Origin of the sequence: Paracoccus methylovorus, from assembly GCF_016919705.1 — a bacterium.
GTDB classification, from domain to species: Bacteria; Pseudomonadota; Alphaproteobacteria; order Rhodobacterales; family Rhodobacteraceae; genus Paracoccus; species Paracoccus methylovorus.
In genome coordinates, this window is record NZ_CP070368.1 from 1006021 (window position 1) to 1029560 (window position 23540).

At 64.5% G+C, this 23540-nt stretch carries 21 protein-coding genes; 10 read left to right on the forward strand and 11 right to left on the reverse strand.

Annotation, left to right across the window (positions count from 1 at the left end; all coding sequences use genetic code 11):
* Positions 1-11 precede the first annotated feature (11 nt).
* The 4 genes from eno to JWJ88_RS05050 form a co-directional block, all read right to left on the reverse strand.
* Complete coding sequence (gene eno, locus JWJ88_RS05035) at positions 12-1289, reverse strand: phosphopyruvate hydratase (RefSeq protein ID WP_205295007.1); 1278 nt, start codon at positions 1287-1289, stop codon at positions 12-14.
* 65 nt (positions 1290-1354) lie between these two features.
* Positions 1355-2137: an endonuclease/exonuclease/phosphatase family protein gene (locus JWJ88_RS05040; RefSeq protein WP_205295008.1), complete on the reverse strand. Its 783-nt coding sequence runs from the start codon at positions 2135-2137 to the stop codon at positions 1355-1357.
* An 18-nt stretch (positions 2138-2155) separates the two neighbouring features.
* A complete protein-coding gene (locus tag JWJ88_RS05045; RefSeq protein ID WP_205295009.1) occupies positions 2156-3571 on the reverse strand; it encodes a protein adenylyltransferase SelO in 1416 nt (471 codons plus the stop codon).
* 62 nt (positions 3572-3633) lie between these two features.
* A complete protein-coding gene (locus tag JWJ88_RS05050; RefSeq protein ID WP_205295010.1) occupies positions 3634-3972 on the reverse strand; it encodes a DMT family transporter in 339 nt (112 codons plus the stop codon).
* 128 nt (positions 3973-4100) lie between these two features.
* On the opposite strand from JWJ88_RS05050, the gene obgE reads away from it, so the two are divergent.
* Both obgE and proB read left to right on the forward strand, forming a co-directional pair.
* Positions 4101-5135: a GTPase ObgE gene (gene obgE / locus JWJ88_RS05055; RefSeq protein WP_205295011.1), complete on the forward strand. Its 1035-nt coding sequence runs from the start codon at positions 4101-4103 to the stop codon at positions 5133-5135.
* Positions 5123-6235 (forward strand): glutamate 5-kinase, encoded by a 1113-nt coding sequence (gene proB, locus JWJ88_RS05060; RefSeq protein WP_205295012.1) that lies wholly within the window; start codon positions 5123-5125, stop codon positions 6233-6235. Before obgE ends, proB begins: the two co-directional genes overlap by 13 nt.
* A gap of 151 nt (positions 6236-6386) precedes the next feature.
* On the opposite strand, the gene JWJ88_RS05065 is transcribed toward proB, so the two are convergent.
* Together JWJ88_RS05065 and pepN are read right to left on the reverse strand one after the other, a co-directional pair.
* Complete coding sequence (locus JWJ88_RS05065; RefSeq protein ID WP_407673895.1) at positions 6387-7274, reverse strand: 1-acyl-sn-glycerol-3-phosphate acyltransferase; 888 nt, start codon at positions 7272-7274, stop codon at positions 6387-6389.
* Between the two features lie 70 nt (positions 7275-7344).
* A complete protein-coding gene (pepN, locus tag JWJ88_RS05070; RefSeq protein WP_205295013.1) occupies positions 7345-9894 on the reverse strand; it encodes an aminopeptidase N in 2550 nt (849 codons plus the stop codon).
* A 152-nt stretch (positions 9895-10046) separates the two neighbouring features.
* Here pepN and JWJ88_RS05075 point away from each other — a divergent pair, with 152 nt between their 5' ends.
* The 6 genes from JWJ88_RS05075 (at position 10047) to JWJ88_RS05100 (ending at position 17291) form a co-directional block, all read left to right on the forward strand.
* Positions 10047-10721 (forward strand): hypothetical protein, encoded by a 675-nt coding sequence (locus JWJ88_RS05075; protein ID WP_205295014.1) that lies wholly within the window; start codon positions 10047-10049, stop codon positions 10719-10721.
* A gap of 167 nt (positions 10722-10888) precedes the next feature.
* Positions 10889-13036 carry a malate synthase G gene (locus JWJ88_RS05080; protein WP_205295015.1) on the forward strand — a complete coding sequence of 716 codons (2148 nt, stop codon included), beginning with the start codon at positions 10889-10891 and terminating at the stop codon, positions 13034-13036.
* Positions 13033-13479 (forward strand): methyltransferase family protein, encoded by a 447-nt coding sequence (locus JWJ88_RS05085; protein ID WP_240200202.1) that lies wholly within the window; start codon positions 13033-13035, stop codon positions 13477-13479. Before JWJ88_RS05080 ends, JWJ88_RS05085 begins: the two co-directional genes overlap by 4 nt.
* A gap of 12 nt (positions 13480-13491) precedes the next feature.
* Positions 13492-14172, forward strand: coding sequence for a D-lyxose/D-mannose family sugar isomerase (locus tag JWJ88_RS05090; RefSeq protein ID WP_205295016.1), 681 nt, complete (start codon positions 13492-13494; stop codon positions 14170-14172).
* A 94-nt stretch (positions 14173-14266) separates the two neighbouring features.
* Positions 14267-15841, forward strand: coding sequence for a Re/Si-specific NAD(P)(+) transhydrogenase subunit alpha (locus JWJ88_RS05095; protein ID WP_205295017.1), 1575 nt, complete (start codon positions 14267-14269; stop codon positions 15839-15841).
* 10 nt (positions 15842-15851) lie between these two features.
* A complete protein-coding gene (locus tag JWJ88_RS05100; protein ID WP_205295018.1) occupies positions 15852-17291 on the forward strand; it encodes an NAD(P)(+) transhydrogenase (Re/Si-specific) subunit beta in 1440 nt (479 codons plus the stop codon).
* An 87-nt stretch (positions 17292-17378) separates the two neighbouring features.
* On the opposite strand, the gene JWJ88_RS05105 is transcribed toward JWJ88_RS05100, so the two are convergent.
* Positions 17379-17672 (reverse strand): hypothetical protein, encoded by a 294-nt coding sequence (locus JWJ88_RS05105; RefSeq protein ID WP_240200203.1) that lies wholly within the window; start codon positions 17670-17672, stop codon positions 17379-17381.
* Positions 17673-17788: 116 nt separating this feature from the next.
* A complete protein-coding gene (locus JWJ88_RS05110) occupies positions 17789-18298 on the reverse strand; it encodes a L,D-transpeptidase family protein (RefSeq protein ID WP_205295019.1) in 510 nt (169 codons plus the stop codon).
* 180 nt (positions 18299-18478) lie between these two features.
* On the opposite strand from JWJ88_RS05110, the gene JWJ88_RS05115 reads away from it, so the two are divergent.
* The gene (locus JWJ88_RS05115; RefSeq protein WP_205295020.1) at positions 18479-19774 is read left to right on the forward strand and encodes a DUF3422 family protein; all 1296 of its coding nucleotides are present in this window, start codon (positions 18479-18481) and stop codon (positions 19772-19774) included.
* A 106-nt stretch (positions 19775-19880) separates the two neighbouring features.
* A complete protein-coding gene (locus tag JWJ88_RS05120; RefSeq protein WP_240200204.1) occupies positions 19881-20225 on the forward strand; it encodes an arsenate reductase family protein in 345 nt (114 codons plus the stop codon).
* 19 nt (positions 20226-20244) lie between these two features.
* Here the strand turns inward: JWJ88_RS05120 and JWJ88_RS05125 are convergent, their stop codons facing one another.
* The 3 genes from JWJ88_RS05125 to JWJ88_RS05135 form a co-directional block, all read right to left on the reverse strand.
* On the reverse strand, positions 20245-20850 hold the full coding sequence (locus JWJ88_RS05125; protein WP_205295021.1) for a YitT family protein: 606 nt from the start codon (positions 20848-20850) through the stop codon (positions 20245-20247).
* A 49-nt stretch (positions 20851-20899) separates the two neighbouring features.
* Complete coding sequence (locus JWJ88_RS05130; RefSeq protein ID WP_205295022.1) at positions 20900-21910, reverse strand: ABC transporter substrate-binding protein; 1011 nt, start codon at positions 21908-21910, stop codon at positions 20900-20902.
* 69 nt (positions 21911-21979) lie between these two features.
* On the reverse strand, positions 21980-23401 hold the full coding sequence (locus tag JWJ88_RS05135) for a mannose-1-phosphate guanylyltransferase/mannose-6-phosphate isomerase (protein ID WP_205295023.1): 1422 nt from the start codon (positions 23399-23401) through the stop codon (positions 21980-21982).
* Positions 23402-23540 lie beyond the last annotated feature (139 nt).

Below are 23540 nucleotides of genomic sequence, written 5' to 3' on the forward strand. Positions count from 1 at the left end.
CGTTGCGGAAATCACCCGCGCAGGATCGTGCGGCCTGCATATTCCGCGGCGGCACCCAGCATTTCCTCGATGCGGATCAACTGGTTGTATTTCGCCAGCCGGTCGGAACGCGCGAGGCTGCCGGTCTTGATCTGGCCGCAGTTGGTCGCCACGGCGAGGTCGGCGATGGTCGCATCCTCGGTCTCGCCCGAGCGGTGCGACATCACGCTGGTATAGCGCGCGCGATCGGCCATGCGCACCGCGTCCAGCGTCTCGGTCAGCGTGCCGATCTGGTTCACCTTGACCAAAAGCGAGTTGCCGCAACCCTTGGCGATGCCTTCGGCCAGACGCGCGGGGTTGGTCACGAACAGATCGTCGCCGACCAGTTGCACGCGGCTGCCCAGCGTGTCGGTCAAAAGTTTCCAGCCATCCCAATCGTCCTCGGCGCAGCCGTCCTCGATCGACAGGATGGGGTAGTCGTTGCACAGCGCCTCAAGATAGGCGACGTTTTCGGCCGAGCTCAGCGACTTGCCCTCGCCGGCCATCTCGTATTTGCCGCCCTTGAAATATTCGGTCGAGGCGCAGTCCAGCGCCAGCATGATGTCGTCGCCGGGCGTGTAGCCGGCTTTTTCGATCGCCTTCAGGATGAAGTCCAACGCATCGCGGGTCGAGGACAGGTTGGGCGCAAAGCCGCCCTCGTCGCCGACGCCCGTGGCCAGACCCGCCGCCGAAAGCTCTTTCTTCAGCGTGTGGAACACTTCCGAGCCCATGCGCACGGCTTCGCGGATGTTTTCCGCGCTGACCGGCATGATCATGAATTCCTGAATGTCGATGGGGTTGTCGGCATGTTCGCCGCCGTTGATGATGTTCATCATCGGTACCGGCAACACGCGTGCGCCAGCGCCGCCGACATAGCGGAACAGCGGTTGCGCACAGGTCTCGGCCGCAGCCTTGGCCACCGCCAGCGACACGCCGAGAATGGCGTTCGCGCCCAGCCGACCCTTGTTGGGCGTGCCGTCCAGTTCACACATCATCCGGTCGATGGCGACCTGTTCGGTGGCATCCTCGCCGATCAGGTTCTCGGCAATTTCGCCGTTGACGGCCGCGACCGCCTCGAGGACGCCCTTGCCCATGTAGCGCGCCTTGTCGCCGTCGCGCTTTTCCACCGCCTCATGCGCGCCGGTCGAGGCGCCCGAGGGCACGGCGGCGCGGCCCATGGTGCCGTCCTCCAGCGTCACATCCACCTCGACCGTGGGGTTGCCCCGGCTGTCCAGAATCTCGCGCGCGAAAATGTCGATGATGGCCGTCATGTCTGCGTCCCTCTGCCTGACGAGTTTGGCAGGTGTTTACCCGACGGGGGGCAGGGGGAAAAGCGTCATTCTGCCCCGGTCACTCCATCCTCGCCGGGAATGCGCGAGGTGATGCGGGCCGGTTGATAGCCGCATGGGACGTCCTCATGCGCGTCGACAGCAAGATCGGCCCAGATCGGCAGGTGGTCTGAGGCCTGCCGGGCCATGTCGCTGTCCAGAACGCCGCAGTCCAGCACCTCGATACTGCGCGAGATGGCGAAACGGTCATAGCGCAGGCGCGGAAAGGGCGCGGGCCAGCTTGGACCGGGGGCGACGACGCGCAACGCATCCAGCGCCTCGAGCCCGCGCGAATCATGCCATTCGTTGAAATCGCCAGTCAGCACCAGCCGGTCGTGGCCAATGCGCCGCGCACGGGTGATGATGCGAGACAACTGAGCGCGGCGCGATGAACGCATCAACCCCAGATGCACCGCCACCACCGTCAGCCCCGGCAGGCGCAACACCAGCGCGCCGCGCGGTTCGATCCCCGGCAGCGGCAGCCGGCGGATTTCGGCCCGTTCGTGCAGATCCGGGCGCAGCAGAATGGTCTGTCCGTGCCAGCCCAGCGAGTTTTCGCCCGTGCCCAGAAAGGGGGCGGGGACCATGCCTGTGGTCTTTTCGATCAGCGCGCGGGGCAGGGCCTCGGGCCGGGCGCCAAAGCGGAAATCGACCTCTTGCAGCGCGACGACATCGGCACCCAGATCGGCGATGACGCTCAGATTGCGCTCGGGCGCATGCGGACCGGTCATGCCGCGGCACTTATGCAGGTTATAGCTGGCCAGTCTCAGGCGATCGGGACTTCTCGGCATGGGGCCTTTCGCTGTTTCTCAGGTGCCGCAAAAGGTGCGGCGCACGATCTCTTGGGGTTGCGGGGCCAGCGCATAATCGCGCCATTCCGGCCGATCCTCGAACGGCGCGCGCAGAGCGGCATCAAACGCGTGGAAGGGCGCATAATCACCCTCGCGTGCGGCCGTGATAACCTCTTCGATACGGTGGTTGCGCGGGATGCGGCGCGGATTGGCGCGCGCCATGACCTGTTGTGCGTCCGAAAGATCGCGGATACGCGCCTGCCAGTCCCGCGCCCAAGCGTCGAACTGATCGGTTGCGGTGAATTCGTCCCGTGCGCTGCCGTCCGACAGGCCGGCAAAGACACGGGTGAAATCGGCCTGCTGGTCCGCCATCAGTGCCAGCAATCGCTCGATCAGGGCACGATCTTCGGGGCGCGGGGCGCCGATGCCCAGTTTGGCGGCAAAGCGGTTTAGCCATTCGCGCTGGTAAAACTCGGGAAAACTGTGGACGATGCGGGTCGCCTCGGTCACCGCCGCGTCGTCATTACCCATCAGCGGCACGAGGCAACTGGCGAATTGCGCGAGGTTCCAAACCGCGATGTTTGGCTGTTCGTTCCAGGCGTATCGGCCCTGCGCGTCGATCGAGCTGAACACCATGTCGGGCCGGTAGCCGTCCATGAAGGCGCAAGGACCATAGTCGATGGTCTCGCCCGAGACAGACATGTTGTCGGTGTTCATCACCCCATGGATAAAGCCCAGTGCCAGCCATCCGGCGATGGTCGCCGCCTGCCGGGCAACCACGCCCTGCAACAGATCGCCCGCGCCCGCGGCATCGGGATAGTGGCGGGCAATGACGTGATCGGCCAGAAGCTGCAGCCGCTCGCGGTCACCGCGCGCGGCGTAGAATTCGAAGGTGCCGACGCGAATATGGCTGGAGGCGACGCGGGTCAGCACCGCGCCGGGCAGGATCGTCTCGCGGATCACGGTTTCGCCGGTTGTGACGGCTGCCAGCGCCCGCGTGGTCGGGATGCCAAAGGCCGCCATGAACTCGCTGACCAGATATTCGCGCAGCACCGGACCCAGCCAGGCGCGACCGTCGCCCCGCCGCGAAAAGGGCGTCGGCCCCGCGCCCTTCAACTGGATGTCGAAGCGCGCACCGTCGGGGGCCACCACCTCGCCCAGAAGAACCGCACGGCCGTCGCCAAGCTGCGGCACGAAGCCGCCGAACTGATGGCCGGCATAGGCCTGGGCGATAGGCTCTGCACCCTCGGGCAAGGCGTTTCCCGCAAGCACGGCCACGCCCTGCGGGCTGGCAAGCCAGTCCGCATCAAGTCCAAGCCGCTCGGCCAGCGGCCGGTTCAGCGCAATAAGCTTGGGATCGCGCACCGGAGTGGGACGGGTGCGGGTAAAGAAACCCTCCGGCAGTCGGGCATAGCTGTTGTCAAAGCGGATCATCGCGGCCCTCCTTCCTGATATTATCTAGCGGCGATTACCGGAATGTTAAGGGCGGAACGGTTTCAATGCGTCACGCTGGTCGAGAACATGTTCACGATGATGACACCGCCCACGATCATGGTCAGGCCGATGACCGCCGCCAGATCCAGCCGCTGGCCAAAGAGGAAAAGCCCGATCAGCGATACCAGTACGATCCCAAGCCCGCTCCAGATCGCATAGGCGATGCCCAGCGGCATGGCGCGCAAGGCCAGCGACAGGAAATAAAACGAGCCCGCATAGCACAATCCCATCAAAAGCGTCGGCATAAGCCGGGTGAACTGTTCGCTGCGCTGCAGGAACGTGGTGCCGACAACTTCCAGCGCGATGGCCGTGAAAAGCGTGGCATAGGTCAGGATCGGCATGGCGTCTCCGTTCGGTCATGGCCGGCCCATCTAGCCCGTCGGCAGGGGGAAAGTCACGCCGCCCTTGAACCGGCGGGTCCAAGCGCGTATCCCACGCTCTGCCCGCTTTCGCCGCAAGGATGCCACCCGTGAAATTTCTCGATCTCGCCAAGGTCTACATTCGCTCGGGCGGCGGAGGCGCGGGTTGCGTGTCTTTCCGCCGCGAAAAATTCATCGAATACGGCGGTCCCGACGGCGGTGACGGCGGTCGCGGCGGCGATGTCTGGGCCGAGGCGGTCGAGGGGCTGAATACACTGATCGATTTTCGCTTTCAGCAGCATTTCTTCGCCAAATCGGGCGGTCACGGCATGGGTGCGCAGCGCACCGGGGCGTCGGGCGACAATATCGAGTTGCGCGTGCCGGTCGGCACCGAGATACTGGACGAGGATCAGGAGACGGTGATCGCCGACCTGACCTACGCCGGCCAGCGGGTGCTTCTGGCCCGGGGCGGCAATGGCGGTTTCGGCAACCTGCATTTCAAAAGCTCGACCAACCGCGCACCACGCCACGCCAACCCCGGCCAGGCGGGGGTCGAACGCACGCTGTGGCTGCGGCTCAAGCTGATTGCCGATGCCGGTCTGGCAGGTTTGCCGAACGCCGGGAAATCGACCTTCCTTGCCGCGGTATCCAATGCACGGCCCAAGATCGCGGATTACCCCTTTACCACGCTGCACCCCAACCTGGGTGTGGTCGGTGTGGACGGGCATGAATTCGTCATGGCCGACATTCCCGGCCTGATCGAGGGCGCATCCGAGGGCAGGGGGCTGGGCGACCAGTTTCTGGGCCATGTCGAACGCTCGCGTGTGCTTTTGCATCTGGTCGATGGCACCGCCGAGGATGTGGCGCAGGATGCCCGCACCATCCTGACCGAGCTGGAAGCCTATTCCCCGGCGCTGATCGAAAAGCCCCGCGTAACCGCGTTGAACAAGATCGACGCGCTGGATCCCGAAACTCTGGCCGAGCGCAAGGCAGCGCTCGAGGCCGAGATCGGTGGGCCGGTGCTGCTGATGTCGGGCGTCTCGCGCGAGGGCGTGACCGAGGTGCTGCGCGCGCTTTGGTCGCGGATTGCACCATCGCGCAAGCCCGTTGCCGAGGACAGGGAAGACAAACCGTGGCAGCCCTAACACCCGAGCTTGGCCGCGCGCAGCGGCTGGTGGTCAAGATCGGCTCGGCGCTTCTGGTAGGCGCGGACGGGCTGCGCGACGCATGGTTGCGAGGCCTTTGCGAGGATGTCGCGAAGGCACGGGGACGGGGCACGGATGTGGTGCTCGTTTCCTCCGGTGCAATCGCCTTGGGGCGGCAGGTGCTGGGCCTGCCCGCCGGTCCGCTGCGGGTCGAGCATTCGCAGGCAGCCGCTGCCGTGGGCCAGATCAAGCTTGCGCGCGCCTATGAAGAGGCCTTGGCCCCGCATGGCGTCAAGACCGCGCAACTGCTGGTGACGCTGGACGATACCACCGACCGGCGCCGCTATCTCAACAGTCGGGCGACCATGCAGACGCTTCTTGGCCTGGGCGTCGTGCCCATCGTGAACGAGAACGACACTGTGGCGACCGACGAAATCCGCTTTGGCGACAACGACCGGCTGGCGGCGCAGATCGCAGTTACCTGCGGTGCGGACCAGCTTTTGCTGCTCTCGGACGTCGACGGGCTCTATACCGCCAACCCAAAAACAGATCCGACCGCGCGCCATCTGCCGCTAGTCGGGCAGATCACCCCCGAGATCGAAGCCATGGGCGGAGACCCGATCTCGGGCGTCAGCAAGGGCGGCATGAAGACCAAACTGCTGGCGGCACGCACTGCGGTGGCCGGCGGCTGCGCCATGGCGATCGCCGAAGGTTCGGTGCTCAACCCACTCTCCGCCGTTGCAAATGGGGCGCGCGTGACGTGGTTCCTGCCGGACACCGACCCGCAGGCCGCGCGCAAGCGTTGGATCGCGGCGATGAAATCCAAAGGCGAGATCACCGTCGACGCCGGCGCGGCACGGGCATTGGGACAGGGAAAATCGCTGCTGCCTGCAGGCGTAACCGCCGTTTCAGGCCGCTTTGGGCGCGGCGATCCGGTGGTGGTCCAGAGTGATGCAGGTGTGCGCTTGGCTTCGGGCCTGGTGCGCTATTCTTCAACTGAGGCGCGGGCGATCGCCGGGCATCGCAGTGACGAGATCGAGGATATTCTCGGCTATCCCGGCCGCGCCGCGCTGATCCATCGCGACGACATGGTGGTGTGAACCCCATTGGGGATGCGGTCTCTGCGTTTCTGTCGCATGGGTATTTTTACAACGAAGAAGTTCAGGGAACATCCCCAATTGGGTCCGTACTGCTCTTCTTCGTTGTAAAAAATACCCATCTGCAACCTGGGTTAATAGGGCGCCGCGCTGCTCATTCGACGGGATGCGGCTTGGCAAGGCCGTGGCGACGTTGGAACAGCCCACGGATATGCGACATGCGCACGGCGCTCTGCCCCGGTGCGGGCAACGCCAGAACCGCGTTCCGCAATAGCGCGATACCATCTTCGCTGCGGTTGGGCAGGGTTGTGGGCTGGATCGGGGCGCCGATTGTGACCCGGAAGGGCTGCCCGGCCTTGTTCAGCACCTCGTTGAACAGTGTTACATCGCGCAGCGTCGGGTGGATTGCATCCAGCAGATAAAACAGTGCCGAGTTCCGGGCCCGGATCCGCAGCGGGATGATGGGCGCGTCGAACTTGCGCGCGATCATCGCTGCGCTGGTCATCCAGGGCCGTTCCTGCAGCGTCAGGCCCTGACGCTTGGCCAATCGCCCGGAGGGGAAGATAAGTCCGATCCTGCCGCGGCCCAGTGCCTCTCGCGTGTAATCCAGTGTGGCCCGGGTTTTGGCGTGGCTGCGCTTTTCGGCTCTCCATTCGACCGGGGCGATCAGGCTGTCGAATTGCGGCAGGATGCGCAGGATGTCGTGGTTGGCATAGACGAAAAGATCGTCGCGCACCGCCGAGATCACCGCGTTCAACACGATGCCGTCAGCGATGCCGGTCGGGTGGTTCGACACGATCAGTGCCGGGCCGGTGGCGGGGATATGCTCCAGCCCCTCGACCATCAGATCACGCAGGATCAGCCCGGCGATGCGGCGCATGATCTCATCATTCGGCAGATCGCGGTATTCGGTCGCCAGCTCCAATGTGCGGGGATAGCGTAAAAGCCACATCAGTGCCTGACGGGCCAGTGCATGATGCCGATGGCCCGAAAAAAGCCATGGCGCCCGCTCGGCAATCAGCGGATCGAGACGGCGTTTCATATCCTCGCGGGCATCCATGGGGGCAGTATTGCCGCGCCCGCAGGAGACCCGCAAGGTGGTTCGATCATCGTCAGGCGGCGCCGGCAAGGATGCGCGTAACCATTTCGGCGGTGTTGCGCGACAGGCCCGGCATGGCGGCAAGACGGCTGAGGGCCGCGCGTGCATGCGCTTGCCGGCCAGCGTCGTAACGCGTCCAGGTTTCAAAAGCCGAACACATGCGCGCCGTGGTTTGCGGGTTCACCGGATCAAGCCGCATCAACCAATCCACGACGAAACCGTAGCCCGAACCATCGGCTGCGTGGAAGGCGGCGTGGTTCCCGGTCAGCCCGCCGATCAGGGCGCGAAAGCGGTTCGGATTCTTCCAGTCGAAATCCGGCGGCGCTGCAAGTTCGCGCGCGCGCGCTACTGCCAGGCCAGGTGCCGTGCGCAAAGGCTGGACCATGAACCATTTGTCCATGACCAGCCGGTTGGAGCCGAACTCCTGTGCGAAGGCAACGAGCGCGTCGCCATCCTTGCCGGTTGCGATCAGGCATTCAAGCGCACCCTGCCGCTCGGTCATGTTCGAGGCCGCGCCGAACAGTGTTCCGGCCCGTTTGCCGGCGTCGATCCGCGACAACAGGCCAAGGCAGGCCAGACGCAGACTGCGCCGCGCGCCCCCTTCGGCGTCGGGCCGATAGGGGCCGGGGTTGTCCATCGCGTCATAAAGCCTCGCCAGCGCCTGTTCATGGGCTGAGGCAATGTCGCGCGCTAGCGCCTCGCGTGCGGCATGGATCGCATCGGGGTCGGGGGTAAGGCCGCGGGTGGCGATGGTGGTGGCGATTTCCTCCTCGCCCGGCAGCCACAGGCAGAGCGCGGCAAAGGCCGGGTCCGATTCGGCGTCCGCAAGCAACCCGCCGATGGCGTGGCGGAATTCGGCGCCATCCGTGACGCCGGTTGCCCGCGCAATCAGCGCGTCCAATGCGAGGTCGTGCCCCGCCTGCCAGCGCGCGTATGGATCGGTGTCATGCGCCAGCAGCAACGCCTGCTCATCCGCGGTGATTTCGCGCGAGACGGTCACCGGGGCCGAAAAGCCGCGCAAGAGCGAGACGACCGGCCGCGCGCCAAGCCCGTCGAAGCGAAAGCTCTGCTCGGCCCAGGTCATCTCCAGCATCGTGGTCGGCAGCACCTCGTCACCGTTCGGGCCGATCAGGCCAAGCGCGATGGGGATCACGCGCGGCGGCTTGTCCGGTTGGCCGGGGGTCGGCACGGTTTCCTGCCGGAAGTTCAGCGTTAACGTGCCGTCGCGCCATTCTTCGGACAGCGACAAACGCGGCGTGCCGGCATCGGTATACCAGCGCTTGAACCGGGTCAGGTCGCGGCCGGTGGCGTCTTCGAAGACCGTGATCCAGTCTTCGATGGTGCAGGCTTGGCCGTCGTGGCGATCGAAATACAGGTCGAGCGCCTTGCGATAGCCTGCCTCGCCCACCAGCCGCTTGAGCATGCCGATGACCTCGGCGCCCTTTTCATAGACGGTGGCGGTGTAGAAATTGTTGATTTCCTGATAGTGATCGGGGCACGGCGGATGCGCCAGCGGCCCGGCATCCTCGCGGAACTGGCGCGCGCGCAACGTCTGCACGTCATGGATGCGCTTGACCGCGGCCGAGCGCATGTCGCTGGTGAACTGCTGGTCGCGAAAGACCGTCAGCCCCTCTTTCAGGCAAAGCTGGAACCAGTCGCGGCAGGTGATGCGGTTGCCGGTCCAGTTGTGGAAATATTCGTGGCCGATCACGCCCTCGATGCGCTCATAGTCGCCGTCCGTGGCGGTTTCCGCGCTGGCCAGCACCAGCTTGGAGTTGAAGATGTTCAGCCCCTTGTTTTCCATCGCGCCCATGTTGAAATCGTCCACGGCGACGATGTTGAACACGTCCAGATCATATTCGCGCCCGTAAGCCTCTTCGTCCCATTTCATCGAGCGGATCAGCGATTCCATGGCATAGCCGGCGCGGTCCTGATCGCCGGGCCGCACCCAGACGTTCAGCGCGACCTTGCGGCCCGACATGGTGGTGAAACTGTCGGATATCGCCACCAGATCGCCCGCGACCAAAGCGAAAAGATAGGCGGGCTTCGGCCAGGGATCGTGCCAGACCGCCTCTTTGGTTGTGTTCGACATCGGGTTGCCGTTCGACAGCAGCACCGGCTTGTCCGAGCGGATGGTGACGTGGAACGGCGCCATCACATCCGGCCGGTCGGGATACCAGGTGATGTGGCGAAACCCCTCGGCCTCGCATTGCGTGCAGAAGATGCCGCCGGAAAGATAAAGCCCCTCCAGCGCGGTGTTGGCCTCGGGGTCGATTTCGACCTCGGCTTCGAAGGTAAAGCTTTCGGGCAGGTCGGCGGCGGGGATCACCAGCTTTTCCTGGTCGGCGCGGATCAGTCCCAGATCAAGCGACCGCCCGTCTATGGCCAGCGACAGGGTTTTCAGCCCTGCACCGTCCAGCACCAGATCGCCTGTGTCCTTGCGGCGAAACCCGATTTGCGAACGCACCCGCGTTGTTCGGGGGGCAAGGTCGAATTCCAGCCGGGTCTGGGTGACCTCGAAGGGATAGGGGCGCCAATCGGCGAGATATTGCGTGACGGTCATGGGGCACCTTATGGGCAGGTGAAAAAAATTAGGCGATACGGGGAACTTGTGTGAAACCCAAGTGTTAGACGCAGGATAGCCGCGTCGCAAGCCGGGGTCTTGTCCTGGCCGACCAGCCGCAAAGCACGAACCAGAAGAGCGAGGAACCCTGAATGGCCCATTATGATCCCAACGATCCGAAGCGAACAGAAGGCATCGATCCCGAGCGTCCGGCTGTTGCGCCAGAAACCTATGTCGAGCCGGTCGAGCGGCGTGCCTCGCCCTTGCCGCTGATCATCGGCGTCCTGCTGGCGCTGGCCATCGCGTATTTCGTGCTGCAATATTTCATGGGCCGCGACGAGGGTGCGACCACCGGCGAAGATGCCGCCGTGACCACCACCGAGCCCGCCGACAGCACTGCCACGCTGCCCGCTGACACCACCACCGAACCTGCACCGGTTGAACCCGTCGAAACCCCGGCGGAAGCTGCCTCGGATGCGGCAAACGATGCGGCCGATGCGGCTGGCGAGGCCGCTGAAGCCGCTGGTGAGGCCGCCACCGACGCAGCCACTGCTGCCGGCGAAGCCGCCGAGGCTGCGGGCAATACCGTGAACGAGGCTGTCGATGATGCCGCAACTGCGGCGGGCGAAGCGGCCGAGGATGCTGCCAATGCTGCCGGCGAGGCGGCAAGTGCTGCCCAAGAAGCCGGCGAGAACGCCGCCGAAGCCGCGGGCGAGGCCCTTCAAAACGCGGGCGATGCGCTTGACGATGCCATCAGCGTCGAGGAACCCGCCGGCACCGTTACCACACCGCCGGCTGGCGAAACGACGACGCCTTCGGCGAACTGATCGACCGCTGGAAAGTCATGCCGCCGCCCGTTCGCTCGGGCGGCGCTTTCAATTTTTTCGCAAGGCTGAATCGCGGGAATGTTAAGGATCGGGCCGGTTGAAACATTTTTCCGTTTGGCATACCACGGTGCACCAAATCAGCCGGACATTGAATAAGGGGATGTGCGATGGGTCGCGTGGAAAAGGCAGGATTGCGGGTGGACGAGACGCTTGCCGCCTTCATCAACGAGCGTGCGCTGCCTGGCAGCGGGGTTGAGCCGCGCCAATTCTGGGAGGGGCTGTCGACTCTGATCCATGAGTTCGGCCCCCGCAACCGCGCGCTTCTTGACCGTCGCGAGGAACTGCAATCGGCCATCGATGCATGGCACATCGCCCATCACGCCGAACCGGCGGACGCGGGCGCCTATCGCGATTTTCTGGCCGAGATCGGCTATCTGGTTCCCGAAGGCGAGGATTTCCAGATCGAAACGCCCGAGACCGACCCGGAATTCGCCAGTGTCGCCGGCCCGCAGCTTGTCGTGCCGATCACCAATGCCCGTTATGCGCTGAATGCCGCCAATGCCCGCTGGGGCAGTCTTTACGACGCGCTTTACGGCACCGATGCCTTGGGCGACCTGCCGCAGGGCAAAGGCTATGATGCCGCACGTGGTGCCCGGGTGATCGCCTGGGGTCGGGACTTTCTGGATCAGGCGGTGCCGCTGGCCGGTGGGTCGTGGACCGCGATCACGGGGCTTTCGGTCCAGAACGGCGCCTTGGTTCCCGCGCTGCGCGACGGTGCCAAATTCGCTGGCTATCGCGGCGAGGCTGGTCAGCCCAGCGATATCTTCCTGACGAACAACGGCCTCTTGATCCGTATCGTCATCGACCCTTCGACCCCGGTTGGCGGGCAGGATGCGGCCGGCATCGCGGATATCGTGATCGAATCGGCGCTTTCCGCGATCATGGATTGCGAAGATTCGGTCGCCTGCGTGGATGGCGAAGACAAGACGTTGGCCTATTCCAACTGGTTGGGCCTGATGGACGGCACGCTGACCGAAGAGGTCGAGAAGGGCGGCAAAACCTTTACGCGCCGCCTGAATCCCGACGTGACCTTTACCGCGCCCGACGGCTCGGAAGTCTCCGCCAAGGGTCGCTCCCTGATGCTGGTGCGCAACGTCGGCCATCTGATGACCACGCCTGCCGTGCTCGACCGCGAAGGCAACGAGGTTTACGAGGGGCTGCTGGACGCCATGTTGACGGCGCTGTGCGCCAAGCATGATCTGAACCGCGAGGGGCCCAAGAACTCGGTCGCGCAGTCGATCTATGTGGTGAAACCCAAGATGCACGGACCGGACGAGGTGGCATTCGCCTGCGAGATATTCGATTTCGTCGAAGGCGTGCTGGGTCTGCCGCGCCATACTGTCAAACTGGGCATTATGGACGAAGAGCGCCGCACCTCGGCCAATCTCAAGGAATGCATCCGCGTGGCCAAGCACCGCGTCGCCTTCATCAACACCGGCTTCCTTGATCGCACCGGGGACGAGATCCACACCTCGATCGAGGCGGGTGCCATGCTGGCCAAGGGCGAGATGAAATCGCAGCCCTGGATCAGCGCCTATGAAGATCGCAACGTCGATATCGGGCTGGCTTGCGGACTGGCCGGCAAGGCGCAAATCGGCAAGGGCATGTGGGCCATTCCCGACCGCATGGCCGACATGCTGGAGCAGAAAATCGCCCATCCCATGGCCGGCGCGAACACCGCATGGGTGCCCAGCCCGACCGCCGCGACCCTGCACGCGACGCATTATCACAAGGTCGATGTCTTTGCCCGTCAGGCCCAGATCGCCGCGCTGCGCCGCCCGTCGCGGCTGGAGGACCTGCTGACCATCCCGCTGGCCGGCGGCCGCAACTACAGCGAGGCCGAGATTACCCGCGAGCTTGAAAACAACTGCCAAGGCATCCTTGGCTATGTCGTGCGCTGGATCGATCAGGGCGTCGGCTGCTCGAAAGTGCCCGACATCAACGATATCGGTTTGATGGAGGACCGTGCCACGCTGCGTATTTCGGCGCAGTCGCTGGCGAACTGGCTGCATCATGGCGTGGTCAGTGACCGGCAGGTCATGGACACCTTCCGCAAGATGGCCGTGGTGGTGGACTGCCAGAACGCCGATGACCCGGCCTATGTGCCGATGGCGCCGGGCTACGACGGCGTCGCCTTCCAGGCGGCTTGCGATCTGGTCTTCCTGGGTCGGATGCAACCCTCGGGCTATACCGAGCCGGTGCTGCATGCCCGCCGCCTGCAAGCCAAGGCCGAGCAAACCAGCCGCGCCGCATGATCGCCCGGCTGGCCGCCCTGCCGCAGGTCTGGCTGGTGCTGTTCGCATTGGCCGGGGCGGCGCTGGGGCGGCTGGTTCCTTTGGGCCTGCCCTTCGCCTTGCGCGGGGCGGGCCTTTTGCTGATCGTCGCTGCGCTTGCGCTGATGCTTTGGGCAGCCCTGACGATGCGGCGTGCCCGCACCACCGTCATGCCGGGTCGTCGGCCCGATACGCTGGTGACGGATGGCCCGTTCCGCTTTTCGCGCAATCCGATCTATCTGGCCGACCTGATTCTGCTGGTCGGGCTGATGCTGGCACTGCGGGTGCCAGCGGGATTGGTCATGGCGCCGGCATTCGGCCTGTTTCTTCAGCGCCGCTTTATCCTGCGGGAAGAGGTCGTGATCGCCGCCGCTTTCGGTCCGGCCTATGACCGCTATAGGATGCAGGTCAGGCGCTGGATCTAGGGAGGGGGCATCGTGGAACGCTCGCGCATCAATCGCATCATGACCGAGGCGGCCGAGATGATCGGCAAGGCGGGCTTTCACCTGCCGCCCTTTGCCCACTGGAGCCCGGAGGAGTTCCGCAGCCTTGCCACCCCCGCGATTCGCGATGGACGGCTGGGCTGGGACATTACCGATTACGGCCAAGGCGATTTCGACAGGCTGGGACTGTTCCTGTTCACGCTGCGTAACGGCCGGCTTGCCGACCTGCAGGCGGGCAGGGGCATGGTCTATGCGGAAAAGCTGCTGATATCGCAAGAAAACCAGATCAGCCCGATGCATACCCATGTCATCAAGACCGAAGATATCATCAATCGCTGGGGCGCCACGCTGGCCATCCGGCTTTGCGGATCGGATGCCAAGGGGCGTATGGACCGCACCGCGCCTTGCCGGGTCGATTGCGACGGAATCACGCGCGAGGTTGCGCCGGGGGGCGTGTTGCGGTTGGCACCGGGCGAATCCGTCACGCTGCGGCCCGGCGACTGGCATGAATTCTGGGCCGAGGGCGGGTCGGTGCTGATCGGCGAGGTCTCGACGGTGAACGATGATTTGACCGACAATATCTTTGCCGCGCCCATCGGACGCTTTGCCCGGATCAGCGAAAATGCGCCGCCGTTGCACCTGCTGGTAAGCGATTACGATTCTGACGTCAGGTAACGTTCCGGGAAAATGCCGCTTCTCACTCTCTTGTGAAAGATTGTTGCGCTCTGCTATGGGGGACGCTGAAAGTCGCTAACAGGGGAGACGGCCCGTGAAGATCGGCGCTTTGAAAGAGAGTTACGAGGGGGAGGCGCGGGTTGCGGTGACTCCGTCCTCTGCGGCCCATCTGCAAAAATTGGGCCATGAGGTTTATGTGGAATCGGGCGCCGGCGTGCGTGCGGGCTTTTCCGACGCTGCCTATCAGGCCGCCGGGGTAACGGTCGAGCCGAATGCCGCCGCGCTGATCAACGATGTCGATGTCGTGGTCAAGGTCCGCACACCCAGTGCCGCCGAGATCCGGGCGATGCGCCGCAGCCAGACGCTGATCTCGCATTTCTGGCCGGCGCAGAACCCGGACCTGCTGGAGCTGGCGCGCGAACAGGGCGTCACCGCCATCGCGATGGACATGGTGCCCCGCATCTCTCGCGCGCAAAAGATGGACGCGCTCAGCTCGATGGCCAATATCGCCGGCTACCGCGCGGTGATCGAGGCGGCGAACAATTTCGGCCGCTTCTTCACCGGGCAGGTGACGGCGGCGGGCAAGGTGCCTCCGGCCAAGGTGCTGGTGGTGGGCGCGGGCGTCGCCGGTCTTGCCGCCATCGGTGCGGCGACCAGCCTTGGCGCGCAGGTCTATGCCTTCGACGTGCGCCCCGAGGTGGCCGAGCAGATCGAATCAATGGGCGCCGAGTTCGTCTATCTCGACTTTGCCGAACAGACGCAGGACGGCGCGGCGACGGGCGGCTATGCTGCCCCCTCAAGCCCCGAGTTCCGCGAAAAGCAGCTTGAGAAGTTCCGCGAACTTGCGCCGCAGATGGATATCGTCATCACCACGGCGCTGATCCCCGGCCGTGACGCGCCCAAGCTTTGGACCGCCGACATGGTCGCGGCGATGAAGAACGGCTCGGTCATCGTCGACCTTGCGGCCGAACGCGGCGGCAACTGCGACCTGACCGTCCCGGACGAGCGTATCGTCACCGAGAACGGCGTGGTCGTCATCGGCTATACCGACTTTCCCTCGCGCATGGGCGCGCAGGCGTCCGAGCTTTACGGCAACAACGTCCGCCACATGCTGGCCGATCTGACGCCCGGCAAGGACGGCGTGATCGTGCAGAACATGGAGGACGACGTCATCCGCGGCGCCACCGTCGCCTTTGACGGCGACGTGACGTGGCCACCGCCGCCGCCCAAGGTCGCGGCCATCGCCGCCGCCAAACCGCGTGAAAAGGTCAAGGAACTGACCCCGGAAGCGCGACGCGAAAAGGAAATCGCCGAGTTCCGTGCCCAGACGCGTTCGCAGGTGACCCTGCTGGGCGTCGGCGCGGTGCTGATGCTGCTGGTCGGCATGTTCGCGCCCGCCAGCTTCCTGTCGCATTTCATCGTCTTCGTGCTGTCGGTCTTTGTCGGCTTCCAGGTGATCTGGAACGTCAGCCATTCGCTGCACACGCCGCTTATGGCGATCACCAACGCCATTTCCTCGATCATCATCGTCGGTGCGCTCTTGCAGATCGGCTCGGGTGGCTGGCTGGTGGTGCTCTTGGCGGCGCTGTCGGTGCTGATGGCTGGCGTCAATATCTTTGGCGGCTTCCTGGTCACGCGCCGGATGCTCGCCATGTTCCAGAAGTCGTAAGGAGGGGATGATGGAATACGGATTCACCACCGCTGCCTATGTGGTCGCCGCAGTCCTGTTCATCCTGTCGCTCGGCGGGCTTTCGGGACAGGAAAGCGCCAAGCGCGCGGTCTGGTACGGCATCGTCGCCATGGCGCTGGCCGTGGTCGCGACGCTGATCGGGCCGGGCTATGGCAATTGGGGCCTGACGCTGATCATGCTGGCCATCGGCGGCGCCATCGGCTGGGTCGTTGCCATGCGCGTGCAGATGACCGAGATGCCGCAACTGGTCGCTGCCATGCACAGCCTTGTCGGTCTTGCCGCAGTGCTGATCGGCTTCAACGCCCAGTTGGAGCTGGGCCGCGTGCTGCGCGCCCGTGCCGCCGACGCAGCGGCCGAGTTCCACGGCTTTGCCGCCGTGCTGGCGCACAAGACCCCGGCCGAGATCGCCATGCTCAAGGTCGAGGTGGCGCTTGGCATCTTTATCGGTGCGGTGACCTTTACCGGCTCGATCGTGGCGTTCGGTAAGCTGGCGGGTAAAATCGACGGCAAGCCCAAGAAACTGCCGGGCGGTCACCTGCTGAACGCAGGCGCGGCCGCGCTGTCGGTTTTGGCAGTGATCCTTTACTGCACCGCCGGCGCGCCGGTGTTGTGGCTGGTGCTGATCACGCTGCTGGCGTTTTTCATCGGCTATCACCTGATCATGGGTATCGGCGGGGCGGATATGCCGGTCGTGGTCTCGATGCTGAACAGCTATTCCGGTTGGGCGGCGGCGGCCATCGGCTTTACGCTGGGCAACGATCTGCTGATCGTGGTCGGCGCGCTGGTCGGCTCATCGGGTGCGATCCTGAGCTATATCATGTGCAAGGCGATGAACCGCAACTTCGTCAGCGTCATCCTTGGCGGCTTTGGCGGCGAGACCGGCCCGGCCATGGAGATTGAGGGCGAGCAGATCGCCATCGACGCCGACAGCGTGGCTGCGGCGCTGAACGAGGCGGATGAGATCATCATCGTTCCCGGCTATGGCATGGCGGTGGCACAGGCCCAGCAATCGGTTTCCGAACTGACCCGCAAGCTGCGCGCCAAGGGCAAGAAAGTGCGCTTTGCCATCCACCCGGTCGCCGGGCGTCTGCCGGGGCACATGAACGTGCTCTTGGCCGAGGCCAAGGTCCCCTATGACATCGTGCTGGAAATGGACGAGATCAACGAGGACTTCCCCTCGACCGACGTGGCTATCGTCATCGGCTCGAACGACATCGTGAACCCCGCAGCGCAAGAAGATCCCAACAGCCCGATCGCCGGCATGCCGGTGCTGGAGGTCTGGAAGGCGAAACAGGTCTTCGTGTCGAAACGCGGCCAGGGCACGGGTTATTCCGGCATCGAGAACCCGCTGTTCTATAAAGAAAACACCCGGATGTTCTACGGCGACGCCAAGAAATCCATCGACCAACTGCTGCCGATGATCGAGTGATCGGGCGTCAGCCATGAAACGACGAAAGGCGGGCCTTGTGCCCGCCTTTTTCATGGGCGATCCGTGCACCCCACCGATTTCGCCCGATTAAGTTGCGTCCAGCATCGACTTGACGACATCGGCCGGCAGCGACGGATGCACCGCAAGCTTGCGGGTGCGCTTGCCCTTGCGCGGAATCAGCAATGCGCAGCGGGTGGCGATAGCCCGCGACTGCTGGGCCGAACTGGCGACGATCACCCCCGCGCGCCAGCGTGATTGCGGGCTGAAACGCAGGACGCTTTCAATGATTCCGGGGACATAACCGTCGGTCTCGGCGGTATCGATGAGGGCGTCGTGAATAATGGGGGGCAGGTACATGTGGTGGGGACTTGCGATTGACATTTTGGCGCATTGTTAGCCGCTAACACCATAGATGGACACCTGCCCTTTTAAACAGGACTGCCATACAAGTTAAACGCGTGTGCCCGAGCAGCCGCTCACCCTATAGCAGAGATCCCCTATGGCGTGATCAGGATCGGCGTCCCGTCGCGGACCATGGCATAGATATCCTCGACCTCGGCGTCGGTGACGGCGATGCATCCCACTGTCCAGTCGCGACGCGACTGTGAAAGTGCACGACCTTCGGGGCCTTGCCCGTGGATAAAGATATCGCTGCCCGCGCTTTGTCCCAGCGCCGCCGCCAGCGCCGCGTCCTGCGGGTTGGGGTAGGAGATACCGATGGACAAGTGATAGCGGCTGTCGGGGTTGCGGCGGTCGATATAGTATAGCCCCTCGGGTGTCTTGCCATCGCCTTCGAACTGCTTGTGGCCGATGGGTTCGTTGCCCAACCCGATACGATAGGCTTTCAGCAGCGTATTGCCGTTCAGCAGCAGCATTTGCCGCGCGCCCTTGTTCACCACGATCTGGGTGACCGGCGGGCCGGAATAGGTTTTGAACTTGCTGGGCCCGCAAGCGGCAAGCCCCAGCAAAAGCGCAAGCGCCACGATACGTCCCAGCCAGCCCGTCATTGGTGTCCGCCCCTCGATCCGGTATTTTGCGCTATTTTGCCCGCACGGGGCCTGCCGGGCAATGCAGCAGTGCTTCACGAAATCCTGATGCGCTGCCGATCGCGTGGCAGATTTGCCAGAGCCGCGGAATCGCAGGGTTTTCCTGTTGCGGGAAAACGTCCTGCCGCTCATCATGCGCGCATGAACGATGAAGACGAACACCCCCAGCGCTATGCCTTGGTGAATGAGTTGCATGCCCGGCCCTCGCCTCGGCTTTCCGCGCCCTGCACCGCCGTCTATCTGGCGATCAAGGAGCCGCGCGACGCCGCCAACCGGGACCGGGGCAGGGATGTCGCGCATCTGGCCGAGCTTTGCGCCCGGCACGGCGCGCCCCGCCCCGACACCAGCGCCGGCCATTACACCGCCCAGTTGGGCCGTCACCAGTTGCGCTGGGAAAGCCATACCGAATTCGTGACCTATGCCGCCTTTGCACCGGGGCTGCCGCCGCGCCCCTTCGACCCTTCTGCCGCGGCGGTCTTTCCGCAGGACTGGCAGCATCACGCGCCCGGCAAACGCGTTGCCGCGGTGATGATCCAGATAGATATCCTGCCCGATAATCCCGGCGATATCCTGCCGCGCCTGACCGAGTGGTTCGCGGCTGACAGCCTTGCCTCGGTCTGGGTGCTGGAAGAAGCCGCGGTGGTCGCCGGCGATTTCCGCATCGATCCGGCCGGCTGGATGCGCTTTGCGCTGTTCGTCAGGCCTGGCACCCAGGCCGGCCGGATCGGGCGCATCGTGCAACGGCTGCTGGATCTGGAAACCTATCGCGCCATGTCCATGCTGGGCCTTGGCCGCGCGCGCGACCTGACCCAGCAGCTCAATGCGCTGGACCCGCAGCTTAGCGACATCGTGCAGGGCATGAGCGATGAAAGCCGCCCGGCCGATGCCGTGCTGCAAGACCTGCTTTCCGTCTCGACGCGGTTGGAAAGCGCGGCGACGCAGCATGCCTTCCGCTTTGGTGCCAATGCCGCCTACGAGGCGATCGTCATGGACCGCGTCGCCTCGCTGCGCGAGTCGCGTTTCATGGGCGGACAGATGCTGACCGAGTTCATGGCACGGCGCTATCTGCCGGCCATGCGTACCGCGAAATCGGCCGAGAACCGGCTGGCCGCCATGCTGGACCGGAGCGAGCGGGCGGGCGAGTTGCTGCGCACCCGCGTCGATGTGCAGCGCAGCGCCCAGAATCAGGAGTTGATGCAGCGCATGGACCGGCGCGCCGACCTGCAACTGCGGCTGCAACATACGGTCGAGGGGCTGTCGGTGGTGGCCATCAGCTATTACGCGGTGGGCCTGTTGGGTTATGCGCTTTATCCTCTGGCGCAGGCGCTTCACATCGACAAGGCGGTGCTGGTCGCCGCGCTGACCCCCATCGCCGTGCTGTCTGTCTGGCTGGGCATGCGGCGCATCCGGGCGCGGTTGCATGACGGCGGCCATTAGCCGCCGCCCTTGTAGATACCCGAACCCGAAGCCCGAACCTGAAGAAGGAGAGAAACGTGAAATATTCCCTTTTCCCCATGTGCGGCCTTGCAAGAGGTGTTCGGTAATGGCGGGCCGGCTTGATATGTATGGTCTTGGCCATTGCTCGACCTGCCAAAAGGCGCAGGCTGAACTGGAGGCTGTCGGCTGGAAGGTCGATTTTCGCGACGTGGCCAAGGCACCGCTGGATCAGGACGAATGGCAGCGCATGATTGCCGAATTCGGCGAAAAGCTGGTGAACCGGGCCAGCCTGACCTGGCGCGGCATGTCCGAGGACGAACGCGCCGGCACACCCTTGCAGATGCTGTCCTCCAAGCCTTCACTGATGAAACGTCCCGCCATCGTCGAAGGCGATAAGCGCCTGCTAGGCTGGACCGCCAACGTGAAACGGGCGCTGGGGGTGACGGCCTAACAGTCGCCCCTATGCCGCTCTATACGACATAGCGGTCGCGGCGGTGATTGATGGCGATCACCAGATTCAGCACCAAGGCGCCCAGAAAGGACCAGCCGACGGTCTGCCAGTCCCGCAGCAACAGCGCGCAGGCAAAGATGCAGGCATCGAAAATCAACTGTGTCCAGCCGGCACGAAATCCCGTGGCGTCCTGCAAATACAGCGCCACGATGCCGACGCCGCCCAGCGAGGCACCATGGCGAAACAGCGCCAGCAAGGCCGAGCCGGTCAGAAAACCGACCAGCAACGCGCCCACTGCCGGATGGACATGGCCAAACTGCAATGTCGGCGGCAGGATGGCGACCAGCACCGACATGGTTGCCACTGCGGTAAAGGATTTCAGCATGAAACCCAGCCCAAAGCGCCGGTAGCCCAGCCAATAGAACGGCAGGTTCACCACGAAGAAGACCGGCGCGAAGCCCCAGCCCGTGCTATAGGAAATCAGGATCGCCAGCCCCGCCGTCTGGCCGGTGACGAAGCCCAGATGCGTCAGCAGCAGCACGCTGACCGCGGCCATGAAGCTGCCGTAGGCCAGACCCTGCGCATCCTCAATCGGGCTGTGACGTTGGGAAGATGTATCGCTCATGCGCCCTCTCTTGCCTGCACCCGACAAGGTCGGCAAGGGGGAGGGTGCATCAGCGCAGCGGCGTAGGGTCCGGCCCGGTCGTGGCGGCGGATGCGGCCGGTGCGGCGCGATCGCTGATCGCGGTGGTAAAGGCGCCCCGGGGTTCGCGGCGAAGCACGGCGTTCGGGCCCCCGGCACGCAGGTTCTCGACCGTGCGGCGATATTCGCCCTCGTCCAAAGCGCCGGTGACAGACAAAAGCCCGTCGATGCGGCGCAGCATCCCGGCCTGCCGCTGCAAGGCATCGGGGTCCGGGTCGGGGCCAAGGATCAGCCGGGCGCTGGTCTCGGGGTCGGCCGTCGCATCGCGCCAGCCTTTCATACTGGCGCGCAGGAACCGCGCCAGCCGGTCTTCGGCTGCCGGATCGGACAGTTGCCCGGACAGGGCGTAAAGCCCATCCTCCAGCACCGATGCGCCCTGGCTGTGCGGATCGAGTTCGACCAGCCCCTCGCCCGCGACCGGATCATAGCTGAGCGTGCTGATGCAGACGGCCTGTTTGTGACGCAACATCTCGGCCCCCGGCGGCCATTGCGCAAGCAAGGCCACGCCGGACAGGCTGTCGTCGGCCACCAGCCCCAGCCGGTTCAACCATGCCAGCAGCGGGTATTCCTGACCGTTGAACCAGTTGGCGATGGACTTGCCACGCAAGTCGGCGGCCCCCGTCACGCCTGCTTCGCGCAGGCATGTCAACCGCAGCGCCGGGCGGTCGAATAACTGCGCGATATTGACCACCGGCAAGCCGTTTTCCCGCGCAACCAGCGCGGTGGGCATCCATGCCACTGCCAGATCGGCCTCGCCCCGCGCCAATGCCTCGAAAGGCGGGGTATTATCGGCGGGGCGCAGATGGACGGTCAGCCCCTCATCGGCGTAATAGCCGTGCGCCTCGGCGACCAGAAAACCAGCGGATTCTGCCAGCGCCGGGCCCCGCAGTTGCACGGTCAACTCTTCGGCCTGCGCGGAAAGCGCGGCAAGAGCCAGCATCATGGCCGGTAAGGTGGCCGGAATCAGCGATATCGGTTTCATCGCCGGCCATGGTTAGACGGCCGGCATCATGCCCGCAAGCCGCTGCCCTGCACGATGCCGCGAGCGGTGTCAGTCGCGTGAATAAACATCTTCGTAACGGATGATGTCATCTTCGCCCAGATAGGCGCCGGTCTGCACCTCGATCAGGACCATCGGGACCTTGCCAGGGTTTTCAAGCCGGTGGACCGCGCCCAGCGGCACATAGATCGACTGGTTTTCGGTAAGCAGCGTCACCGTGTCGTCCACCGTCACCCGCGCGGTGCCGGAAACCACGATCCAATGTTCCGAGCGGTGGAAATGCGATTGCAACGACAGCGCCCCGCCCGGGTTGACGACGATACGCTTGACCTGAAACCGGTCTGCCAGCGCCAGGGTCTCGAACCAGCCCCAGGGGCGGTGATCGCGCAGGAAATGTTCCGCCTGACGCGCACCCTTGGCCTTGAGCGCCGAGACCGCCATGCGCACCTCTTGCGCACGATCCATGCCGGCGACCAGCACCGCGTCGTCGGTGGCCACGACCATCACGTCCTTCAGCCCGATGCCCACGACCTCGATCCCTTCGTCCTGCGAACGCAGCAGGACGTTGTCGCAGTCGATGGCGGTCGAGCGGTTGTCGGTCACGGCGCCGCGTTCGGCGGGCTCGGTGTCCTGCGTCTCGCGCCAAACCGCATCCCAGCCGCCAAGGTCGGACCAATGACCGGAAAAACGCACGACCGAAAGATTATCGGCTTTTTCCAGTACAGCGTAATCGACAGAAAGATCGGGCAGCCGGTCCCATGGTTCGGGTGCCAGACGAAGGAAACCCAGATCGGTATGCGCCTCGGTCAGTGCGGCCTGCACCGGTTCCAGGTATTCGGGCGCATGGGTGCGAAAGGCCTCGATCATCGTGCGCGCGGCGAACAGGAAAATGCCGGCGTTCCACAGGAAATTGCCCTGCGCGATCATCCGCGCCGCATTCTCGGCATCGGGCTTTTCGACAAACCGCTTCAACACCAAGGGGCCGGCGCCATTTCCTTCGGCCTCCATATAGCCATAGCCGGTTTCGGGGCGGGTTGGGGTGATGCCGAAGGTGACGATGCGACCGGCCTCTGCGGCGGGCAGACCCAGTTCGACGGCACGGCCGAAAGCCTCGGCATCGGGCACCACGTGATCCGAGGGGGCGACCAGCAATACCGCCTCGGGGTCTTTTTCGGCGGCGGCGAGTGCGGCGGCCAGAATTGCCGGGGCGGTGTTGCGGCCGGCCGGCTCGATCATGATGGCTGCCGGAGCGATGCCGATCTGGTCCAGTTGTTCGGCAACGATAAAGCGGAAATCGGCATTGGTCATCACCAGCGGCGCACCATAGCGCGCCCCCGAAAGGCGACGCGCGGAGGCCTGAAACAGGCTTTCCTCGCCGACCAGCGGCGCGAATTGCTTGGGAAAACTCTTGCGCGAGACGGGCCAGAGCCGGGTGCCCGACCCTCCGGCAAGCAAAACAGGGGTGATCGTCATGAAAATCGCTCCATCGGCACCGGGCCGCTAACATCAATTCCCGTTATCCGCCGGGCGCCTTGCCTGCGCAAGCTGCGCAAAACGTCAGGATCGCCGGTGCTTATGCCAGATAACATGCAGCGTGCCGCCCGACAAACCG

Coding starts and splice junctions, on each gene's coding strand:
- JWJ88_RS05065 (WP_407673895.1), bottom strand. CDS start 7,274: ATGAAACGCCGTCTCGATCCGCTGATTGCCGAGCGGGCGCCATGGCTT.
- JWJ88_RS05075 (WP_205295014.1), top strand. CDS start 10,047: ATGGCCCATTATGATCCCAACGATCCGAAGCGAACAGAAGGCATCGAT.
- JWJ88_RS05105 (WP_240200203.1), bottom strand. CDS start 17,672: ATGTCAATCGCAAGTCCCCACCACATGTACCTGCCCCCCATTATTCAC.
- JWJ88_RS05100 (WP_205295018.1), top strand. CDS start 15,852: ATGGAATACGGATTCACCACCGCTGCCTATGTGGTCGCCGCAGTCCTG.
- JWJ88_RS05120 (WP_240200204.1), top strand. CDS start 19,881: ATGGCGGGCCGGCTTGATATGTATGGTCTTGGCCATTGCTCGACCTGC.
- JWJ88_RS05050 (WP_205295010.1), bottom strand. CDS start 3,972: ATGCCGATCCTGACCTATGCCACGCTTTTCACGGCCATCGCGCTGGAA.
- JWJ88_RS05040 (WP_205295008.1), bottom strand. CDS start 2,137: ATGCCGAGAAGTCCCGATCGCCTGAGACTGGCCAGCTATAACCTGCAT.
- JWJ88_RS05135 (WP_205295023.1), bottom strand. CDS start 23,401: ATGACGATCACCCCTGTTTTGCTTGCCGGAGGGTCGGGCACCCGGCTC.
- JWJ88_RS05125 (WP_205295021.1), bottom strand. CDS start 20,850: ATGAGCGATACATCTTCCCAACGTCACAGCCCGATTGAGGATGCGCAG.
- JWJ88_RS05085 (WP_240200202.1), top strand. CDS start 13,033: ATGATCGCCCGGCTGGCCGCCCTGCCGCAGGTCTGGCTGGTGCTGTTC.
- JWJ88_RS05115 (WP_205295020.1), top strand. CDS start 18,479: ATGAACGATGAAGACGAACACCCCCAGCGCTATGCCTTGGTGAATGAG.
- JWJ88_RS05130 (WP_205295022.1), bottom strand. CDS start 21,910: ATGAAACCGATATCGCTGATTCCGGCCACCTTACCGGCCATGATGCTG.
- pepN (WP_205295013.1), bottom strand. CDS start 9,894: ATGACCGTCACGCAATATCTCGCCGATTGGCGCCCCTATCCCTTCGAG.
- eno (WP_205295007.1), bottom strand. CDS start 1,289: ATGACGGCCATCATCGACATTTTCGCGCGCGAGATTCTGGACAGCCGG.
- JWJ88_RS05045 (WP_205295009.1), bottom strand. CDS start 3,571: ATGATCCGCTTTGACAACAGCTATGCCCGACTGCCGGAGGGTTTCTTT.
- JWJ88_RS05110 (WP_205295019.1), bottom strand. CDS start 18,298: ATGACGGGCTGGCTGGGACGTATCGTGGCGCTTGCGCTTTTGCTGGGG.
- JWJ88_RS05080 (WP_205295015.1), top strand. CDS start 10,889: ATGGGTCGCGTGGAAAAGGCAGGATTGCGGGTGGACGAGACGCTTGCC.